The organism is Stenotrophomonas sp. STEN083 (assembly GCF_056759195.1).
This window is the reverse complement of the sequence record NZ_JBRRCU010000007.1, coordinates 35,643-52,828: the sequence shown is the minus strand read 5'-3', so window position 1 is coordinate 52,828 and position 17,186 is coordinate 35,643. Positions and strand designations below refer to the sequence as shown.

11 protein-coding genes are annotated in these 17,186 nt (G+C 64.5%); 6 read left to right on the top strand and 5 right to left on the bottom strand.

Going from position 1 to position 17,186, the window contains the following annotated elements:
* Window positions 1-68: 68 nt before the first annotated feature.
* Together clpB and ACVOK8_RS03890 are read left to right on the top strand one after the other, a co-directional pair.
* Entirely contained in the window at window positions 69-2,657 is a 2,589-nt protein-coding gene (clpB, locus tag ACVOK8_RS03895; RefSeq protein ID WP_481565663.1) for an ATP-dependent chaperone ClpB, read from the top strand.
* A 265-nt stretch (window positions 2,658-2,922) separates the two neighbouring features.
* Window positions 2,923-4,209, top strand: a complete 1,287-nt coding sequence (locus ACVOK8_RS03890) for an O-acetylhomoserine aminocarboxypropyltransferase/cysteine synthase family protein (protein WP_481531338.1) — start codon at window positions 2,923-2,925, stop codon at window positions 4,207-4,209.
* A 158-nt stretch (window positions 4,210-4,367) separates the two neighbouring features.
* Here the strand turns inward: ACVOK8_RS03890 and ACVOK8_RS03885 are convergent, their stop codons facing one another.
* Complete coding sequence (locus ACVOK8_RS03885; RefSeq protein WP_481565662.1) at window positions 4,368-5,018, bottom strand: NAD(P)-dependent oxidoreductase; 651 nt, start codon at window positions 5,016-5,018, stop codon at window positions 4,368-4,370.
* Between the two features lie 120 nt (window positions 5,019-5,138).
* Between ACVOK8_RS03885 and ACVOK8_RS03880 the strand changes: the two genes are divergently transcribed.
* A complete protein-coding gene (locus ACVOK8_RS03880) occupies window positions 5,139-6,065 on the top strand; it encodes a LysR family transcriptional regulator (protein ID WP_481565661.1) in 927 nt (308 codons plus the stop codon).
* Between the two features lie 44 nt (window positions 6,066-6,109).
* Window positions 6,110-6,988 carry an AraC family transcriptional regulator gene (locus ACVOK8_RS03875; RefSeq protein ID WP_481565660.1) on the top strand — a complete coding sequence of 293 codons (879 nt, stop codon included), beginning with the start codon at window positions 6,110-6,112 and terminating at the stop codon, window positions 6,986-6,988.
* Here ACVOK8_RS03875 and ybaL read toward each other — a convergent pair.
* The 3 genes from ybaL to ACVOK8_RS03860 all read right to left on the bottom strand — a co-directional run bounded on the left by ybaL (window position 6,964) and on the right by ACVOK8_RS03860 (window position 11,309).
* Complete coding sequence (gene ybaL, locus ACVOK8_RS03870; protein WP_481565659.1) at window positions 6,964-8,676, bottom strand: YbaL family putative K(+) efflux transporter; 1,713 nt, start codon at window positions 8,674-8,676, stop codon at window positions 6,964-6,966. The two genes, ACVOK8_RS03875 and ybaL, sit on opposite strands and share 25 nt — an antisense overlap.
* Before the next feature lie 234 nt (window positions 8,677-8,910).
* Window positions 8,911-10,119 (bottom strand): MFS transporter, encoded by a 1,209-nt coding sequence (locus ACVOK8_RS03865; protein WP_481565658.1) that lies wholly within the window; start codon window positions 10,117-10,119, stop codon window positions 8,911-8,913.
* Window positions 10,119-11,309 carry a serine hydrolase domain-containing protein gene (locus tag ACVOK8_RS03860; RefSeq protein ID WP_481565657.1) on the bottom strand — a complete coding sequence of 397 codons (1,191 nt, stop codon included), beginning with the start codon at window positions 11,307-11,309 and terminating at the stop codon, window positions 10,119-10,121. The genes ACVOK8_RS03865 and ACVOK8_RS03860 overlap by 1 nt, the downstream gene beginning before the upstream one ends.
* Window positions 11,310-11,430: 121 nt before the next feature.
* Between ACVOK8_RS03860 and ACVOK8_RS03855 the strand changes: the two genes are divergently transcribed.
* Window positions 11,431-12,324: a LysR family transcriptional regulator gene (locus ACVOK8_RS03855; protein ID WP_481565656.1), complete on the top strand. Its 894-nt coding sequence runs from the start codon at window positions 11,431-11,433 to the stop codon at window positions 12,322-12,324.
* 106 nt (window positions 12,325-12,430) lie between these two features.
* Here the strand turns inward: ACVOK8_RS03855 and ACVOK8_RS03850 are convergent, their stop codons facing one another.
* Window positions 12,431-14,809: a TonB-dependent receptor plug domain-containing protein gene (locus tag ACVOK8_RS03850; RefSeq protein WP_481565655.1), complete on the bottom strand. Its 2,379-nt coding sequence runs from the start codon at window positions 14,807-14,809 to the stop codon at window positions 12,431-12,433.
* A gap of 312 nt (window positions 14,810-15,121) precedes the next feature.
* Between ACVOK8_RS03850 and ACVOK8_RS03845 the strand changes: the two genes are divergently transcribed.
* A complete protein-coding gene (locus ACVOK8_RS03845; protein WP_481565654.1) occupies window positions 15,122-16,999 on the top strand; it encodes an ABC-F family ATP-binding cassette domain-containing protein in 1,878 nt (625 codons plus the stop codon).
* Window positions 17,000-17,186 lie beyond the last annotated feature (187 nt).

Below are 17,186 nucleotides of genomic sequence, written 5' to 3'. Positions count from 1 at the left end.
CCGTTGCAACCGCATCTGAATCAATATCGCCAGCAATGCTGGCCTCCCAACCTTGAGGAAGAAGACCCATGCGGATGGATAAGCTCACCTCCAATTTCCAGAAAGCCTTGGCAGATGCCCAGTCGCTGGCGGTTGGCCGTGATAACAACATCATCGAGCCGGTGCATGTGCTCAGCGCGCTGCTCGATCAGCCCGGTGGCAGTAGCCGGCCCTTGCTGGCCCAGGCCGGCGTCAACGTGCCGGTGCTGCGCGAGCGGCTGACCGAGGCGCTGGATGCATTGCCCAAGGTGTCCGGCCAGGCCGGCAGCCTGTCGATGGGCAACGATCTCAATCGCCTGCTCAACAACACCGACAAGCTGGCCCAGCAGCACAACGACCAGTTCATCGCCAGCGAGTGGTTCCTGCTGGCGGCGGTGGACGATGGCGGCCCGGCCGGCATGGCCCTGCGTGCTGCTGGCGCTGACAAAAACAAAGTAAAGGCCGCGATCGACAAGCTGCGCGGCGGAGAAACCGTGCAAAGCGAAAACGCCGAAGAGCAGCGCCAGGCGCTGGAAAAGTACACCATCGACCTGACCGCGCGTGCCGAAAGCGGCAAGCTCGACCCGGTGATTGGCCGCGACGAGGAAATCCGCCGCACCATCCAGGTGCTGCAGCGCCGTACCAAGAACAACCCGGTGCTGATCGGTGAACCCGGCGTGGGCAAGACCGCGATTGTCGAAGGGCTGGCCCAGCGCATCATCAACGACGAAGTGCCCGAGGGCCTGCGCGGCAAGCGCGTGCTCTCGCTGGACATGGGCGCGTTGATTGCCGGTGCCAAGTTCCGCGGCGAGTTCGAAGAGCGGCTGAAGGCCGTGCTCAATGACCTGTCCAAGAACGAAGGTCAGATCATTCTGTTCATCGACGAACTGCACACCATGGTCGGCGCCGGCAAGGGCGAGGGCGCGATGGATGCGGGCAATATGCTCAAGCCGGCGCTTGCGCGTGGCGAGCTGCATTGCATCGGCGCCACCACCCTGGACGAGTACCGCCAGTACATCGAGAAGGACGCTGCGCTGGAGCGCCGCTTCCAGAAGGTGTTTGTCGGTGAGCCGACGGTGGAGGACACCATTGCCATCCTGCGTGGCCTGAAGGAACGCTACGCGGTGCACCATGGCGTGGAGATCACCGACCCGGCCGTGGTTGCGGCTGCGACCTTGTCGAACCGCTACATCACTGATCGCCAGCTGCCGGACAAGGCCATCGACCTGATGGACGAGGCCGCCTCGCGCATCCGCATGGAGATCGACTCCAAGCCGGAGGAACTTGATCGCCTGGAACGTCGTCTGATCCAGCTCAAGATCCAGCGCGAAATGCTGAAGAAGGAGAAGGATGACGCCTCGCGCAAGCGCCTGGCCGATCTGGAAGCCGACATCGACACATTGGAGCGCGAGTTCTCCGACCTCAACGAAATCTGGAAGTCGGAGAAGGCTGCGCTGCAGGGCGCGACCAAGATCAAGGAGCAGGTCGAAAAGGCAAAACTTGATCTGGAAGCCGCACAGCGTCGCCAGGACTTCGCCAAGATGAGCGAGATCCAGTACGGCCTGCTGCCGAACCTGGAAAAGCAGCTCGCTGCCGCGCAGGAAGTGGACCGCAAGGACTTCCGGCTGGTGCAGGACAAGGTGACCGACGAGGAAATCGCCGAGGTCGTCTCGCGCTGGACCGGTATCCCGGTCAGCAAGATGCTCGAAGGCGAGCGCGACAAGCTGCTGCGCATGGAAGACATGCTGCACAACCGTGTGGTTGGGCAGGAAGAAGCGATCCGCGTGGTCTCCGACGCGGTGCGGCGTTCGCGCGCCGGCCTGTCCGATCCGAATCGTCCAAGTGGCTCGTTCCTGTTCCTGGGCCCGACCGGCGTGGGCAAGACCGAGCTGACCAAGGCGCTGGCCGACTTCCTGTTCGACTCGCCCGACGCGATGGTGCGCATCGACATGAGTGAGTTCATGGAGAAGCACAGCGTGTCGCGCCTTATCGGTGCGCCCCCGGGTTATGTGGGCTACGAAGAAGGTGGCTATCTGACCGAGGCGGTGCGTCGTCGCCCGTACAGCGTGATCCTGCTGGACGAAGTGGAGAAGGCGCATCCGGATGTGTTCAACATCCTGTTGCAGGTACTGGACGACGGTCGTTTGACCGACGGCCAGGGCCGCACGGTGGACTTCCGCAACACCGTCATCGTGATGACCTCGAACCTGGGCTCGCACCAGATCCAGGACATGAGCGGCGACGACAGCCCGGAAGCCTATACGCAGATGAAGGCCGCGGTGATGGGCGTGGTGCAGGCGCACTTCCGTCCGGAGTTCATCAACCGGCTGGACGACATCGTGGTGTTCCACCCGCTGGACAAGCAGCAGATCAAGCAGATCGCACGCATCCAGATGCGTGGGCTGGAGAAGCGGCTTGGCGAGCGTGGCTTGCGTCTGGAGGTGTCGGATTCGGCCTTCGATGTGCTGGGCAATGTTGGTTTCGACCCGATCTATGGCGCCCGTCCGTTGAAGCGTGCGATCCAGGCCCAGCTGGAGAACCCGTTGGCGCAGAAGATTCTGTCCGGCGAGTTCGTCAGCGGCGACACCATCAAGGTGGAAGCTGGCGGTGGCGGGCAGTTGCAGTTTGGCAAGGGCTGAAAGCCGGAGCCAACGCTTCAAAAGCTTTAAGAGCTGCCCTCACCCCAGCCCCTCTCCCGCAGGCGGGAGAGGGGCTAGGAATGCGGCGGCTCGTAGTGCACTGAGCCCCTCTCCCGCGCGCGGGAGAGGGGTTGGGGTGAGGGGGAGCTTCTAGCTGAAAATGCATCAGAAGATTCCATCCCCTCACAAGTAACCCCTGCAACCGTCCACCGGTTGCCATCCATCCTCGGCTATCGTCAGCGGTCACTCCTTAGCGAGCACTCCGATGACCGATCCGCAGTGGAAGCCTGAAACCATCGCCGTGCACGGCGGCTACTCCCCTGATCCCACCACCCGCGCAGTTGCGGTGCCGATCTACCAGACCGTTGCCTACGCCTTCGACGACACCCAGCACGGTGCCGATCTGTTCGACCTCAAGGTGCAGGGCAACATCTATACCCGCATCATGAACCCCACCACCGATGTGCTGGAGAAGCGCATCGCTGCGTTGGAGGGAGGCATTGGTGCATTGGCGCTGGCTTCGGGCCAAGCCGCCATCACCTACGCCATCCAGACCATTGCCGAGGCCGGCGACAACATCCTCGCCTCAAGCGCGCTGTACGGCGGCACCTACAATCTGTTCGCGCATACGCTGCCGCAGTTCGGCATCCAGACCCGCTTTGCCGACTACCGCGATCCGCAGGCGTTTGCGGCCTTGATCGATGAGCGCACCAAGGCGGTGTTCGTCGAATCCATCGGCAACCCGCGCGGCAACATCACCGATATCGAAGCCATCGCCAAGATCGCCCACGCCCACGGCGTGCCGGTGATCGTCGACAACACCGTCGCCACACCGTATCTGCAGCGCTCCTTCGATTTCGGCGCGGATATCGTGGTGCATTCCTTGACCAAGTATCTCGGCGGCCATGGCACCAGCCTTGGCGGCGCGATTGTCGATTCCGGTCGTTTCCCGTGGGCCGAGCACAAGGAGCGCTTCCCGCGCCTCAACACGCCGGACGTGAGTTACCACGGCGTGGTCTATACCGAAGCACTTGGCCCGGCGGCGTTCATCGGCCGTGCGCGGGTGGTGCCGTTGCGCAACATGGGCGCAGCGATTTCACCGTTCAACGCATTCCAGATCCTGCAGGGCATTGAGACGCTTGCGCTGCGCATGGACCGGATCAACAGCAATACGCTGGCGGTGGCCAACTATCTGCAGAAGCACGCGAAAGTTGCCTGGGTGAACTACGCCGCATTGCCTGACCATCCGGAGCATGCGTTGGTGCAGAAGTACCTGCGCGGGCATGGCTCTGGCGTGCTGACGTTTGGCTTGCCGGGCGGGCGTGAGGCCGGGGCGCGTTTCCTGGATGCGTTGCAGTTGTTTACGCGGCTGGTGAACCTTGGGGATGCAAAGTCGCTGGCCACGCATCCGGCGTCCACCACGCATCGGCAGTTGGATGCGGCGGAGTTGGAGAAGGCGGGAGTGACGCTGGATACCGTGCGTCTGTCGGTGGGCATCGAACACATCGATGACTTGCTGGCGGATCTGGAGCAGGCGTTGGCTGGGGCTTGAGTGGCAGATCAAGAGCGGGGTCTGCTTGTTGGAAGCTTCCCCTCACCCCAACCCCTCTCCCGTAAACGGGAGAGGGGCTAGTGCGCTGGCAGCCGACGCAATCCGAGCCCCTCTCCCGCCTGCGGGAGAGGGGTTGGGGTGAGGGCAGCTTTCAGCTTTTACCAGGCAACCGTAAACCGCTCACCAACATGCTTCGGCGCTTCCAGCTCATCCACCACCGCCACCGCCAGATCCGCAGCACTGATCGTGCCCGGGCCATCACCGGTGCTCAGCGGCGTCTCGCCGCCAACCCGGTACTTGCCGGTGCGCTCGGTGGCGCTGCCCGGATGGAACGCAACCGGCGGGCTCAGCTGGGTCCAATCCAATGTCGTCTCGTTACGCAGCTCGGTCAGCGCATCACGGGCAGCGCTGGCGCCGGGATAGATCGCGGCCGGGAAGTTGGGTGAATCCACCAGTTGGGTGCCGTCCGGCGCATATAGGCTACCGGCGCCGCCGATCACGATGTAACGCTTCACACCTGCGGCCTTGGTGCCGGCGACGATCGCGCGGGTGCCGTGCAGGAACTCGTTGTACAGGTCCGGATTGGCCCAGCCGGCGTTATAGGCGCTGATCACGGCGTTGGTACCGGCAACGGCGGCATGCACTTCATCGGCATTGCGCACATCCGCCTTGATTACCTGCAGCTGCAGGCGAGCTTCCAGCTTGGCCGGGTCACGGACCAGCGCGGTCACGTCATGGCCGCGGGCCAGCAGTTCGTCGAGTACGGCCTTGCCGACAAAGCCGGTGGCACCGATCAGGGCAACTTTCATGGGAACGTCCTTGGGGTGGGGAATGAGGCCAGTGTCCGCCCAAGTCGGCGTCGACGGCAGTCGTAAAAAATCACAACCACCTTGAAGCTGTGCTTCACAATGGCGGCACGGAGGTGGCTGATGGACAGCGTCAAACGGATGGCCTTGTTTGCCCAGGTGGTGCAGCACGGTTCGATGAGTGCGGCGGCGCGGGCGCTGGGCATGAGTACATCGGCGGTGAGTCAGCAGGTGCGCGCCCTTGAGCAGGACGCGGGGGTGGCCTTGCTGCACCGCTCGACGCGGCGGCTGGCGCTGACCGACGTCGGCAGCCGTTACTACGCTGCCTGCGCGCGCCTGCTGGATGCAGCGGGCGAGGCGGAGGCCGAGCTATCGGCGGCCCGGCAGGCACCCAGCGGTGAGCTGCGGCTGTCAGCGCCGCTTGGCATGGCCGCGCATATCGGCCCGGCTCTGGGCGCTTGGCTGCAGGACAACCCGCAGCTGCGTCTGCACCTGTTCTTCGACGATGGCTGGACCGATCTGTTGCAGGCGCGTATCGATCTGGCGCTGCGCTTCGGCCAGCTGCCCGACAGCGATTGGATGGCGCAGCGTCTGGTTAGCCTGCAACGCTGGCCCTGCGCGGCACCGGCATGGCTGCAGCGGCACGGCTTGCCCGACGATCCGCTGCAGATACCGGCGGCCGAATGGCTGGGCTTGCCGCAGGTGCCGGGGCTGGTCTGGCATCAGCGGGAGAGCGGCGAGGAGCGGCTGGTGCCCGCGCATCCGCGCATCGCCAGCCAGAACCAGCCGGCGGTACTGCGCCTGTGCGAGGCGGGATTGGGTGTCGCGGTGCTGACCAGTCTGGATGCGGCGCCGCTGCTGGAATCCGGCAGCCTGCAGCGCTTGCTGCCGGAATGGGAGGTGCCAGCACTGCCGGTGTGGGCGGTCACCCCGCATCGGCAGACTCAGCCGGCCAAGGTGCGTCAGGCCATCGTATTGCTGCAGGATCATCTGGCAGGTCTGCCCGGTGCGGATGCCGAGTTTGCGCAAGATCGGAAACGCCAGCGCTGAGCAGGCGCGCTGCAATAGCCTCACCAGCCAACGGAGATACCGCAATGAAAGCCAATGTCGCGCAGTTGCCACGCTTGGACCGAGTCATCAGCAGCCTGCAGCAAAGCATCGATGCCGGTGGGCCATTGCCTGATCTGGATGCGTTGGCTGCCATTGCCCATTACTCGCCGTTCCACTTCCATCGCGTGTACCGCGCGCTGACCGGCGAAACCATCGGCCGCACCGTGCAGCGGCTGCGCGTGGTCAAGGCCTTGCAGCGCTTGGCGCACAGCGATGCCAGTGTTACCGAGATCGCCTTGCTGTCCGGCTACGACACGCCGCAGGCCCTGGCGCGGGTGCTGCGCGGGACGGTGGATGCCAGCGCCAGCGAGCTACGGGGCGATCCGCAGCGCTTGGCAGCCAGTATCGAGCAGCTTTCACGACCGCTGCCCTTGGCTGAAAAGACCGCGCCACTGAGCGTGGAGGTCATCACTCTGGAGCCGTTCGAAGTGGTGGCGCTGCGCGCGCGCGGTGCCTTCGATGATCTGGATGGCGTGTTCGGCGAACTGTTCGGCTGGGCCGCGGAGCAGGGCCTGATTGAGCAGTTGCAGCAGCTGATCGGCGTGCCGCTGGGCGATCATCGCGAACTGCCAGCCGAGGAGCTGTTGTTCGATTGTGCGCTTGCGCTGGATGCGGAATTGCCGGCGCTGCCGGAATCGCTGCGGCGCCTGGTTCTTGGGGGCGGCAGCGTGGCGCGGCTGCGCCACGTCGGCAGCTACTCGCTGCTGGAAGATGCCACTGATCAGCTGCTGCGCGATTGGTTGCCGGGCAGTGGCCACGCCCTGCGCGATGCGCCGCTGCACTACCACTTCCTCGACGACCCGGAAGAGGTACCCGAGGCCATCCTGCGTGCCGATATCTACGTGCCGCTGGCCGCCGGCTGAGGCATGCCCGGGCGCAGGCTGCGGTAGGGCGGGGTGGACATGATCATCTCCGCCAGCGAATAGGCCAGCTCGCGCTCGGCCATCACCGTGCCATCGGCGCCGTGATCGAGCAGATGCTTGACCTCGGCGTCGCTGTGGGCGCGGGCGAGCAAGGTCAGGTTGGGGTTGATGGCGCGCAGCTTGGCCAGCACTTCGCCTGACTCCAGTGGCTGCGGGATGGCCAGCACTGCAATCGTCGCGCGCTCGGGATGGGCTTCGGCCAGCACCTTGTCCGAGGCGGCACTGCCGCGGATGCCGGGAATGCCGGCCGCGTGCGCGCGCTCAACGTGTTCGCGGTTGTCGTCGATCACCAGCACCGGCACGCCGCGGTCGCGCAGCACCTGCGCCAGCTCGCTGCCAACCCGGCCGTAGCCGACCACGATGGCGTGGTCCTGCAGGTCCAGCGACGGCCCCGGCGGGATTTCCGGTGCTTCCGGTACCGGTGTGGTTTCCTTGTGGCGCGCCTGCCAGCGGTCGAGCAGGCCGAACACCACCGGGTTGAGCATGATCGACACCAACGCACCGGCCAGTACCAGTGATTGCCCGGTCGGCGGCAGGATCTTCAGCGCCACACCGAGGCCGGCGATGATGAAGGCGAACTCGCCGATCTGCGCCAGCGAGGCGGAAATGGTCAGCGCGGTGCTCTTGGAATGGCCGAACGCACGCACGATGAAGAATGCTGCAGCCGACTTGCCGAACATGATGATCAACACGGTCGCCAGCACCTGCCACGGATGCTCGACGATGATCATCGGGTTGAACAGCATGCCGACCGAGACGAAGAACAGCACCGCGAATGCGTCGCGCAGCGGCAGCGAATCATGCGCGGCCTTGTGGCTGAGCTCGGACTCGTTGAGCATCATGCCGGCGAAGAACGCGCCCAATGCGAACGACACGCCGAACAAAGCGGCAGCGCCGAACGCCACGCCCAGGGCAATCGCCAGCACGCACAGGGTGAACAGTTCGCGCGAACCGGTACCGGCCACTTTCTCCAGTACCCACGGAATGACACGGCGGCCGACCACCAGCATCACCGCCACGAACAGGCCCAACTGCACGAAGGTCCAGCCAATCGAGGCCAGCAGCCCGCCGATGGACAACTCCTTGCCGCTTGCCTCCGGGCCAAATACGTCGGCGATCACCGGCATCATCACCAGTGCCAGCACACAGGCCAGGTCTTCCACGATCAACCAGCCGACCGCGATCTTGCCGCGCGTGGTTTCCAGCAGGCGGCGCTCTTCCATCGCCCGCAGCAGCACCACGGTCGATGCGGTGGCCAGCGAGAAGCCGAAGATCACGCCGTGCAGCACCGGCCAGCCCATCAGCGTGGCTACGCCCCAGCCGAGCAGGGTGGCGACCAATATCTGGCCGATGGCACCGGGGATGGCGATGGCCTTGACCGCCATCAAGTCCTTCAACGAGAAGTGCAGGCCAACCCCGAACATCAGCAGCATCACGCCGATCTCGGCCAGCTGGTTGGCCAGCGCCTGATCGGCGACAAAGCCCGGCGTGAACGGCCCTACGATGACACCGGCAACCAGATAGCCCACCAGCGGCGACAGCCGCAGTTTGTTGGCCAGGGCACCAAGCACGAAGGCCAGGCCCAAACCGATGGCAATCATGTTGATCAGGGCGGTGTCATGGTGCATCAGGGCTCGCTGGGTCGGGTGGGGGTGGTTTGATTCTAAAGGGGCTGGCGGCTTGGGTGCGGGGAAATACATGAAAAATCTGGGTTTTTATGTCCCAAGGAACTGGGTCGGTGGGATTTGGGGCTGGCCAGATCAAGGGCGAAGGCAAGGGGAGGGTTGGGGAGGGGTAATGCGCTGCTCCAACTCAGTAAAAAATGCTCCGGTCTCCCCGTGCATCTTCCTTCCGGAGCCGCGTCAGGGCTCAGAACAGCTGGCGTTACTCGCGGTCCTCTTGTCGCTGGTGCAGGGGAAACCATGCTGCCTTGCGGCCCATACCACGACCAGGGTCGCCACCAGCAACACCAGCAGAGCGGGAGCAAACGCACCGACGCCCCAGCGCCCGAGCAGCGCGCCGCCGATGATGCCGCCGCCGGCGATTGCCGCGTTCCAGGCGGTGACCAGCATGGATTGGGCGACATCGGCGGCCTCTCCGGCAGTTTTTGCCAACGCCGTCTGGAACAGGGTCGCGGCACCGCCGAAGGCGACACCCCAGGCCGCCACTGCCGCATAGACCACAAGCGCCGTCTCACTGGCCAGCCCGAGTGCAAGTGCGGCCGCGCCGAACAATACGGTGCTGGCAAGCGTCAACGCGCGCAGGTGCTGATCGACCAGTACGCCGACGATCCAGATGCCCAGCAATGAAGTCATGCCGAACACCAGCAGCACCAGATCGGTGCGCTCGCCCATGCCAGCCTCGGCCAGGAATGGAGCGATGTAGGTGTAAAGGATGTTGTGGGCCAGCACGAAGCCCAGCACCACGAACAGCACCGGGCGCACACCGGCGATGGAGAACACCTGCCGCAGCGGTAGCTGCCGGCTGTTCGGCTGGCCGGCGAAGTCCGGCACCTTGAACCGCACCCACAGCATCAGTACCAGTGCCAACACGCTCATCGTGCCAAAGCAGATCCGCCAGCCCAGCAGATTGCCGAACAAGGTGCCGGCCGGCACGCCCAGCGACAGCGCCAGCGGCGTGCCCACCATTGCGATGGCAATCGCCTTGCCTTGTTGATGCGCGGGCACCGTGCGCGCGGCATAACCTGCCAACAGGGCCCACAGCAGACCGGCGGAAACACCGGCGAGAAAGCGCGCCGTAAGCGTCAGCGCGTAGCTGCTGGAGAAGGTGGTGACGGTATTGGCGACGGCGAAGCCGGCTATTGCTGCCAGCAGCAATGGACGACGACGCAGGCCTTGGGTCGCGCTGGTCAGCGGAATTGCCGCCAACAACGAGCCGATCGCGTAGATCGTCACGGTCTGTCCTATCCATGCCTCGGAAACGCCCAGGCCACGTGCCATCTGTGGGAGCAGGCCGGCCGGCAGGGCTTCGGTGAGGATGGTGATGAAACTGGCCATCGCCAGCGCCAGCAATGCGCCAAATGGCAGGCGTGCAGAGTTTGCGGCACACATCAACGTGGCTCCACTGCAGCATAAACCGCATCGCGCAGCTCAGTGACGAAGCGACCGGACATGCCTTCGTACAGCGTATTGGTGAAGGCGACCACGCTCAGGCCCTGCGCCCGGTCCACGAACCAGGAATGGCCGTAAGCACCGCCCCAGCGCCACGTTTCCAGTGATTCTGGTGAGCCGGCAAGCGCTGGATCGCGCAGCACCGAGAAGCCGAGGCCGAAGCCGAAGCCCGGTGCGCTGGGCAGTTCCAGGCCGTTGGTCTGGTCACGCCCCATTTCGGCGACCAGTTCGGCGGGCAGCAGACCATTGCCGCCAATGCGCAGCGTTTCCAGCAGTCGCAGCAGATCGTCGGCAGTGCCGGCCATGCCCGCGCCAGCCGAGGGGAAGGCGTGCGCATCGAAGATGCGCGCCGGGCTGTAGGTGATGCCGATGGCGCCATCGAACGGCGAAACAATCTCGCCCTCGCTGAGCAGGTGTGGCTGTGGTGCATCGCTTACATAGGCGCTTGCCACGCGTTGGGACTCGTGGGCGACGAAGCCGGTATCCGTCATGCCCAGTGGACCGGTGACCAACTGATCCACAGCTTGCTGCAGCGGCGTGCCGTGGATGCGTTCGATCAAGGCACCCAGCACATCGGTCGCCAGCGAGTAGCCCCAGGCGCTGCCGGGTTGGTAGAGCAGCGGCACTCTGGCGATGCGGCCCAGGTTTTCCTGCAGGCTGATGCCGGAGGCATCCATGCCATCGGAGACGCCGGCCCGGGCATACGGACCGTCCGCGTCCGCTTCGAAAAAGCGGTAACCCAGGCCGGCGGTGTGGCTGAGCAGTTGCCGTGCGCTGATCCGTGCTGGGCGACCGTCGGCCAAGCGTGGCTGGAATTCCGGCAGCCAGTGTTCGATTCCTGCGTCCAGCTCGAGTTTGCCCCGTGCCACCAACACCATCGCTGCGGTGGAGACGATGGGCTTGCTGACCGAAGCTAGCCGGAACACGGTGTCCACGCGCATCGGGCGTGCGCTGGCGCGGTCGGCGAGGCCGCTGGCCTGGCGGTGGATCAACGCGCCATCACGGGCGACCAGCGTCATCGCGCCGACCAGGCGCTGTTCGTCCAGAGCCTGCTGCACGACGGTCTGGATAGGGGCCAAAACCGGGTCCGGCGTTGCGCTTGAGGGGAGGGGGAGCGTGGGGATCGTCATGGCAGCTGGCTCACTTGAAAGGGCAGGCCGTGACGATAGAAATCCGTGAATTGAAGAAAAAGTAGGCTGCAGTTCCGTGATGAGCGGAATAAAATGTCCGCAATCAAGCGGAAGGCGGATCATGGACAGCCTCAACGGCTTCGTGGTGTTTGTGCAGGTGGCTGAAACGCGCAGCTTCGTCGCCGCCGGGCGTGAGCTGGGGGTGTCGGCCTCGGCGATCGGCAAGAGCGTGGCGCGGCTGGAAGATAAGCTGGGTGTGCGCCTGTTCCATCGCAGCACCCGCAGCGTGACCCTCACCGCCGAAGGCATGCTGTTCCTGGAGCGCAGTCGCCGCATCCTGGCCGAGATTGACGCCGCCGAGCTGGAACTGTCGCAGGCCAGTGCGGCGCCACGCGGACGCCTGCGGGTGAGCCTGCCCTTGGTCAGTTCGCTGGTGCTGCCGGTGCTCGGGGAGTTCATGCGTGCCTACCCGCAGATCGAGCTGGACCTGGACTTCACTGACCGCATGGTCGATGTCATCGAGGAAGGCTTCGATGCGGTGGTGCGCACCGGCGAACCGGCCGATTCACGCCTGTCGGCGCGTCGCCTGGGCAGCTTCCACATGCGCCTGGTGGCGTCGCCGGATTATCTGGCTCGTCGTGGCGTACCGCTGGTGCCGGCCGATCTCGAGCAGCACAGCTGCCTGCACTACCGCTTCCCCAACAGCGGCAAGCTGGAAACCTGGGCACTGCGGCGCGCAGCCGGCGAGGCCGAGCTGCAACTGCCGACTTCGATGATCTGCAACAACATTGAGACGCGTATGTGCTTCGCGCTGCGTGGGCTGGGAATTGCCTACCTGCCGGATTTCGCCATCCGCGAGCCGCTGGCAGCAGGGCTGCTGCAGCCGATCCTGGTCGATCAGGTGGGTGGAGCTGGTGTCTTCAATGTGCTGTGGCCGGCCAGCAAGTACCCGTCGCCGAAGGTGCGGGCGCTGGTGGATTTCCTCTGCGCGAAGGTGTTCCCGGAAGCTGCCTGAGGCAGTGCTCGCGCTGCAACGCGTTGTGGCCGCGCAGCGGCAATCCAGTGCAAAGAAGGTGCCCCGGTTTCCCAGGGCATCTTCCTTTCACGACGTCGAACCGGTTTTACCAGGTGTAGCTGATACGGCCGTAGACGTAGGCGCCGTTGAAACCATAAGGGGAGTAGTTGCTGTACGGCAGCATGCCCCAGGTCGAGTTCTGCAGATCGGCGGTGCGGTCCGGGTACTGATCCAGCAGGTTGTCGGCACCCAGGGTCAGCTTCCAGTTTTCGCTGGGCTTGAAGCTGGCCGAGGCATCCACCACCCAGCTGGCGTCGTAGGTCTGGTCGCGGGCAGCGGTGGCCGAGTTGCGCACGGTGAAGCTGCCGTAACGGGTGGCCGACAGGCCCAGTTCCCAGCGGTCCGAGCGCCAGGTGCCGCTGACGATGGCCTTGTCACGCGGGAAGCTGTCCTCGATGCGGCCGATTTCGTCACGACCAATCAGCGACTGGGTGATGCCCAGGCTGCCGAACACTGCCGGCGAAGCGATGAACTTCTTCACTTCGGTCTCGTTGTAGCTATAGGCAGCGGTCAGCTCCAGGCTGCTGGCAGCAAACGGGATGGTGTAGCTGGACACCGCATCGACACCGCGGGTGCGGGTGTCCACGCCATTGGTGAAGTAGGAAAACGCGGTGACCTGCGGCAGCCCCAGACCGGCCAACAGCGCGTTGGCGGCGGCATTGGTGGTGATGTTGGTGGACAGCACGATGCGGTCGTCGATGTCGATCTGGTAGGCATCGACGGTCAGGTACAGGCGGTCAACCGGCTGCAGCACCAGGCCGACACTGTAGGAAGTGGAGCTTTCGGCCTTCAGCGGTGCTGCGCCCAGTGCCTGTGCGGCAGCGCTGGTGGTCGGGAAGGTGCCGCGGTCAACGAAGCTGCCGTTGATGATGGTGCTGGTCACCGCCTGGTAGCTCTGCTGGGCCAGCGATGGGGCGCGGAAGCCGCTGGATGCGGTGGCGCGCAGCGCGACCTTGTCGGTGAAGGCGTAGCGCGCCGACAGCTTGCCGGAGAACTTGTCGCCGAAGTCCGAGTAGTCCTCATAGCGGCCGGTCAGGCCAGCGGAGAACTTCTCGGTCAGGTCGGCTTCCAGGCCGGCGTAGACGGCGTAGTTGTGGCGGTCGTTGTGCACTTCGTTGGTCGGGGTGAAACCACCGAAACCCTGGGCGCCGCTACCGGTATAGGAGTTCAGTTCACCTGCTTCCTGTTCCCACTTCTCACGACGGTACTCACCACCGAAGGACAGCGTGACCGGGTAAGCCAGGCCCCAATCCAGCGACTTGGTGATGTCGGCGTTGAAGATGTCCTGCTGGTACTTCAACGTGCCGTCGTAGAACGAGGTCGGGCTGTTTACACCCAGGCTGTAGTTGATGCTGTTGCGGGTGTGGAAATCCAGGGTGTTTTCACCGTGGTTGACGCTGACATCCCAGGTCCAGCCGCTCTCGGTATTGCCCTTGACGCCGGCCACCAGCGAGCGGTCCTTGGAGTACTGGTTGATCTGCGGCACGTAGCCGTCCGGGTAGGTCTGCGCCAGCAGCGCGGTCTGGCCGCTGTGGTTGGGCGAGCGGTAGAACGCGAACGAGGTGATGTCGCGGTTGCTCAGCAGCGCGCTGGCGTAGGCGTTGATGTTGTCGCTGAAATTGAAACTGGCGTTGACCGAGGCGGCGGTGGCATCCACGCGCGGGTCGCCGACCACGAAGGTCTTCTCACCGATGGACGGGAAGTTGCCGGTATTCGGCGCGGTGCCCTGGTAGGGGCCGGCGCGGTTGCTTTCGTCCTGTTGGCTGACCTGGCCGGCGAAATGCACGCTGCCACGGCCATCGGCGAAGCTGATGCCGGTGTCGCCGGAGAGCTGGTACTTGTTGCCGTCACCGGCCGAATACTGGCCGTAATCCACGGCCAGGCTGCCGCCCTTGCCGCTGCCCTTGAGCACGATGTTGACCACGCCGGCGATGGCGTCTGAGCCGTACTGCGCCGAAGCGCCGTCACGCAGCACTTCCACGCGCTCGATGGCGGCGATCGGAATGGCATTGATGTCCACCGCCGAAGAACCGCGGCCGATGCTGCCGTTGACGTTGATCATCGCCGAGGTGTGGCGGCGCTTGCCGTTGACCAGCACCAGCACCTGGTCAGGCGACAGCCCGCGCAGCTGCGCCGGGCGGATGCCACTGGTGCCGTCGGTCAGCGCCGGGCGCGGGAAGTTCAGCGAGGGCAGGGCGCGCGATAGCGCCGTGGCCAGCTCGCCGGTGCCGGTGGACTGCAGTGCCTCCGGGGTGATGATGTCGATAGGCGACTGCGACTCGGCCACGGTGCGGTCGGCGACGCGGGTACCGGTAACGATCACGGTATCCAGGGTATTGGCGGCGGACTGGGCCAGGGCGGGCAGGGCCGGGGCGCCAAGGGCGATGGCAATGGCGACGGCGAGGGTGCTGGACGTGCGATTCATCAGGTTGCAGCTCCGGTATTGAGTGGCGGCATCGGCGGCGCGTGGGGTTCGCGGCTGTTGCGGTGCGCCATTAACGAATTAATGGAATTTTTACCTCGTGTCAAACCGGATGGCGCAGCTAAATTGTTGCTTTTGAAAGCGTTTTCAGTTCAGCAAAGGCGATTTGGCAATGCGAGTACTTGCTCTCTGTCAGGCAATGCCGTTCAGGCGCGTGCGATAACAGGAGGTGAGTCAAGTATTGGTTAACGTTAGAATTGCGTCGCAGGAATGCTGCTCACATGCACATTCCTTTTCGTTATAACGGACCTATTCATGATTTCCCTTCGTAATTTCGCCCTTCGCCGGGGCGAGCGCCTGCTGTTGTCCAACGTAGACCTCACCCTGCATGCCGGCTATCGCGTAGGCGTTGTGGGCCGTAATGGCGCAGGTAAATCCAGCCTGTTTGCCGCTGTCCGCGGTGAACTGGAAGCCGACAAGGGCGACGTGTCGCTGCCCGGCAAAATCCGCATCGCCGATGTCGCCCAGGAAACCCCTGCGCTGACCGACCGCGCCATCGACTATGTGCTCGGCGGTGACGACGTGGTCGCCGCGGTGCTGGCCGAAGAAGCCGCCGCTGCTGCGCGTGAGGACTGGGAAGCCGTCGCCAACGCGCACCAGAAAATGGGCGAGCTCAATGCCTATGACGCAGAAGCCCGTGCAGGCAAGCTGTTGCATGGTTTGGGTTTCCCGGCCAATACCCATGAGCGCCCGGTTGCGGCGTTCTCCGGTGGCTGGCGTGCGCGCTTGAACCTTGCCCGCGCGCTGATGATGCCCAGCGACCTGTTGCTGCTCGACGAACCGACCAACCACTTGGATCTGGACGCCGTGTATTGGTTGGAACAGTGGCTGCTGAAGTACCCGGGCACGCTGCTGCTGATCTCGCATGACCGCGAGTTCCTCGACAACGTCGCCACGCATACCCTGCACCTGCACAGCGGCACCGCCAAGCTCTACCCGGGTGGTTACACCGACTTCGAGCGCCAGCGTGCCGAGCACCTGCGCCAGCAGCAGATCACGCACGAGAAGGAACAGGCCGAGCGCGCGCACCTGCAGAGCTTCATCGATCGCTTCAAGGCGCAGGCCAGCAAGGCCACCCAGGCGCAGAGCCGCATGAAGCGTCTGGCCAAGATGGCCGGCACCGAAGCGGTGCGTGCCGAGCGCGAGTTCCGCATCGAGTTCTCGCCGCCGGCCAAGCTGCCGTTCTCGCTGATCCGCCTCAACGACGTCACCGCTGGCTACGGCCCGGACGCGGTGATCCTGGACAACGTCGGCTTCGGTCTGGAAGCAGGCCAGCGTGTCGGCCTGCTTGGCCCGAACGGTGCCGGTAAGACCACGCTGGTGAAATCACTGGTTGGCGACCTGCCGTTGCTGGCAGGCGACCGCATGGCCCACCCTGACCTGCAGATTGGTTACTTCGCCCAGCACACGGTGGAATCGCTGCACGCCGGCATGACGCCGATGGATCACTTCCGCGAGATTGCCCCGGACGGCGTCAACCAGTCGTTCCGCGACTTCCTCGGCAAGTGGAACTTCGCGGGCGATCGCGCATTCGAAACCGTGGATGGTTTCTCCGGTGGCGAGCGTGCGCGTCTGGCGCTGGCCTTGATTGCATGGCAGCAGCCGAACGTGCTGTTGCTTGACGAACCGACCAACCACCTTGATCTGGAAATGCGCGAGGCCCTGGCCGAAGCATTGGCCGTGTTTGAAGGCGCCATCGTGATGGTTTCGCATGACCGCCATCTGATCGGCTTGGTCTGCGATACGTTCTGGCGTGTAGCCGATGGTGTGGTTGAGCCATTTGCAGGCGATCTGGACGAGTACGCGCAGTGGTTGCGCACCCGTGCCAGCGCGCAAGGTGCACGCACCAAGAGCGATCGCCAGGAAAAGCCTGCCGCCGCCGCACCGGTTGCACAGGTGGCTCCCGCCAAACCGGCCTCGAACAAGAAGCCGGTCAATCCGCACAAGCTGGAAGCGGCCGAGAAGAAGGTGGAGCAGCTGGGTGAATCGCTGGCCGAAGTTGATGCGCAGCTGGCTGATTCGGCCAACTACGCCGACGCAGCGAAGATGGCCAGGCTGGGCGGCGAGCGTGAAGTGCTTGCGCAGCAGCTGGAGCAGGCTGAAGCGACCTGGATGGAGATGTTGGAAGACTGAGCCTTGGCTTGGATTTCCTTGTAGGAGCAGCGTAAGCCGCGAAGCTGGCACCAATGACGCGCCAAATCATCGGCGATCCGACGCAATCCCGGCTTCGCGGCTGACGCCGCTCCTACAAAATTCCGCGTTGCTGGTGGTGCCTCAATCATCGCCGTAGAGCCTGGCCATGCTCGGCTGAGGCATTGCA

Excerpts from the sequence above, each read along its gene's own strand:
- clpB (WP_481565663.1), top strand. The coding sequence starts at position 69 with ATGCGGATGGATAAGCTCACCTCCAATTTCCAGAAAGCCTTGGCAGAT.
- ACVOK8_RS03890 (WP_481531338.1), top strand. The coding sequence starts at position 2,923 with ATGACCGATCCGCAGTGGAAGCCTGAAACCATCGCCGTGCACGGCGGC.
- ACVOK8_RS03885 (WP_481565662.1), bottom strand. The coding sequence starts at position 5,018 with ATGAAAGTTGCCCTGATCGGTGCCACCGGCTTTGTCGGCAAGGCCGTA.
- ACVOK8_RS03880 (WP_481565661.1), top strand. The coding sequence starts at position 5,139 with ATGGACAGCGTCAAACGGATGGCCTTGTTTGCCCAGGTGGTGCAGCAC.
- ACVOK8_RS03875 (WP_481565660.1), top strand. The coding sequence starts at position 6,110 with ATGAAAGCCAATGTCGCGCAGTTGCCACGCTTGGACCGAGTCATCAGC.
- ybaL (WP_481565659.1), bottom strand. The coding sequence starts at position 8,676 with ATGCACCATGACACCGCCCTGATCAACATGATTGCCATCGGTTTGGGC.
- ACVOK8_RS03865 (WP_481565658.1), bottom strand. The coding sequence starts at position 10,119 with ATGTGTGCCGCAAACTCTGCACGCCTGCCATTTGGCGCATTGCTGGCG.
- ACVOK8_RS03860 (WP_481565657.1), bottom strand. The coding sequence starts at position 11,309 with ATGACGATCCCCACGCTCCCCCTCCCCTCAAGCGCAACGCCGGACCCG.
- ACVOK8_RS03855 (WP_481565656.1), top strand. The coding sequence starts at position 11,431 with ATGGACAGCCTCAACGGCTTCGTGGTGTTTGTGCAGGTGGCTGAAACG.
- ACVOK8_RS03850 (WP_481565655.1), bottom strand. The coding sequence starts at position 14,809 with ATGAATCGCACGTCCAGCACCCTCGCCGTCGCCATTGCCATCGCCCTT.
- ACVOK8_RS03845 (WP_481565654.1), top strand. The coding sequence starts at position 15,122 with ATGATTTCCCTTCGTAATTTCGCCCTTCGCCGGGGCGAGCGCCTGCTG.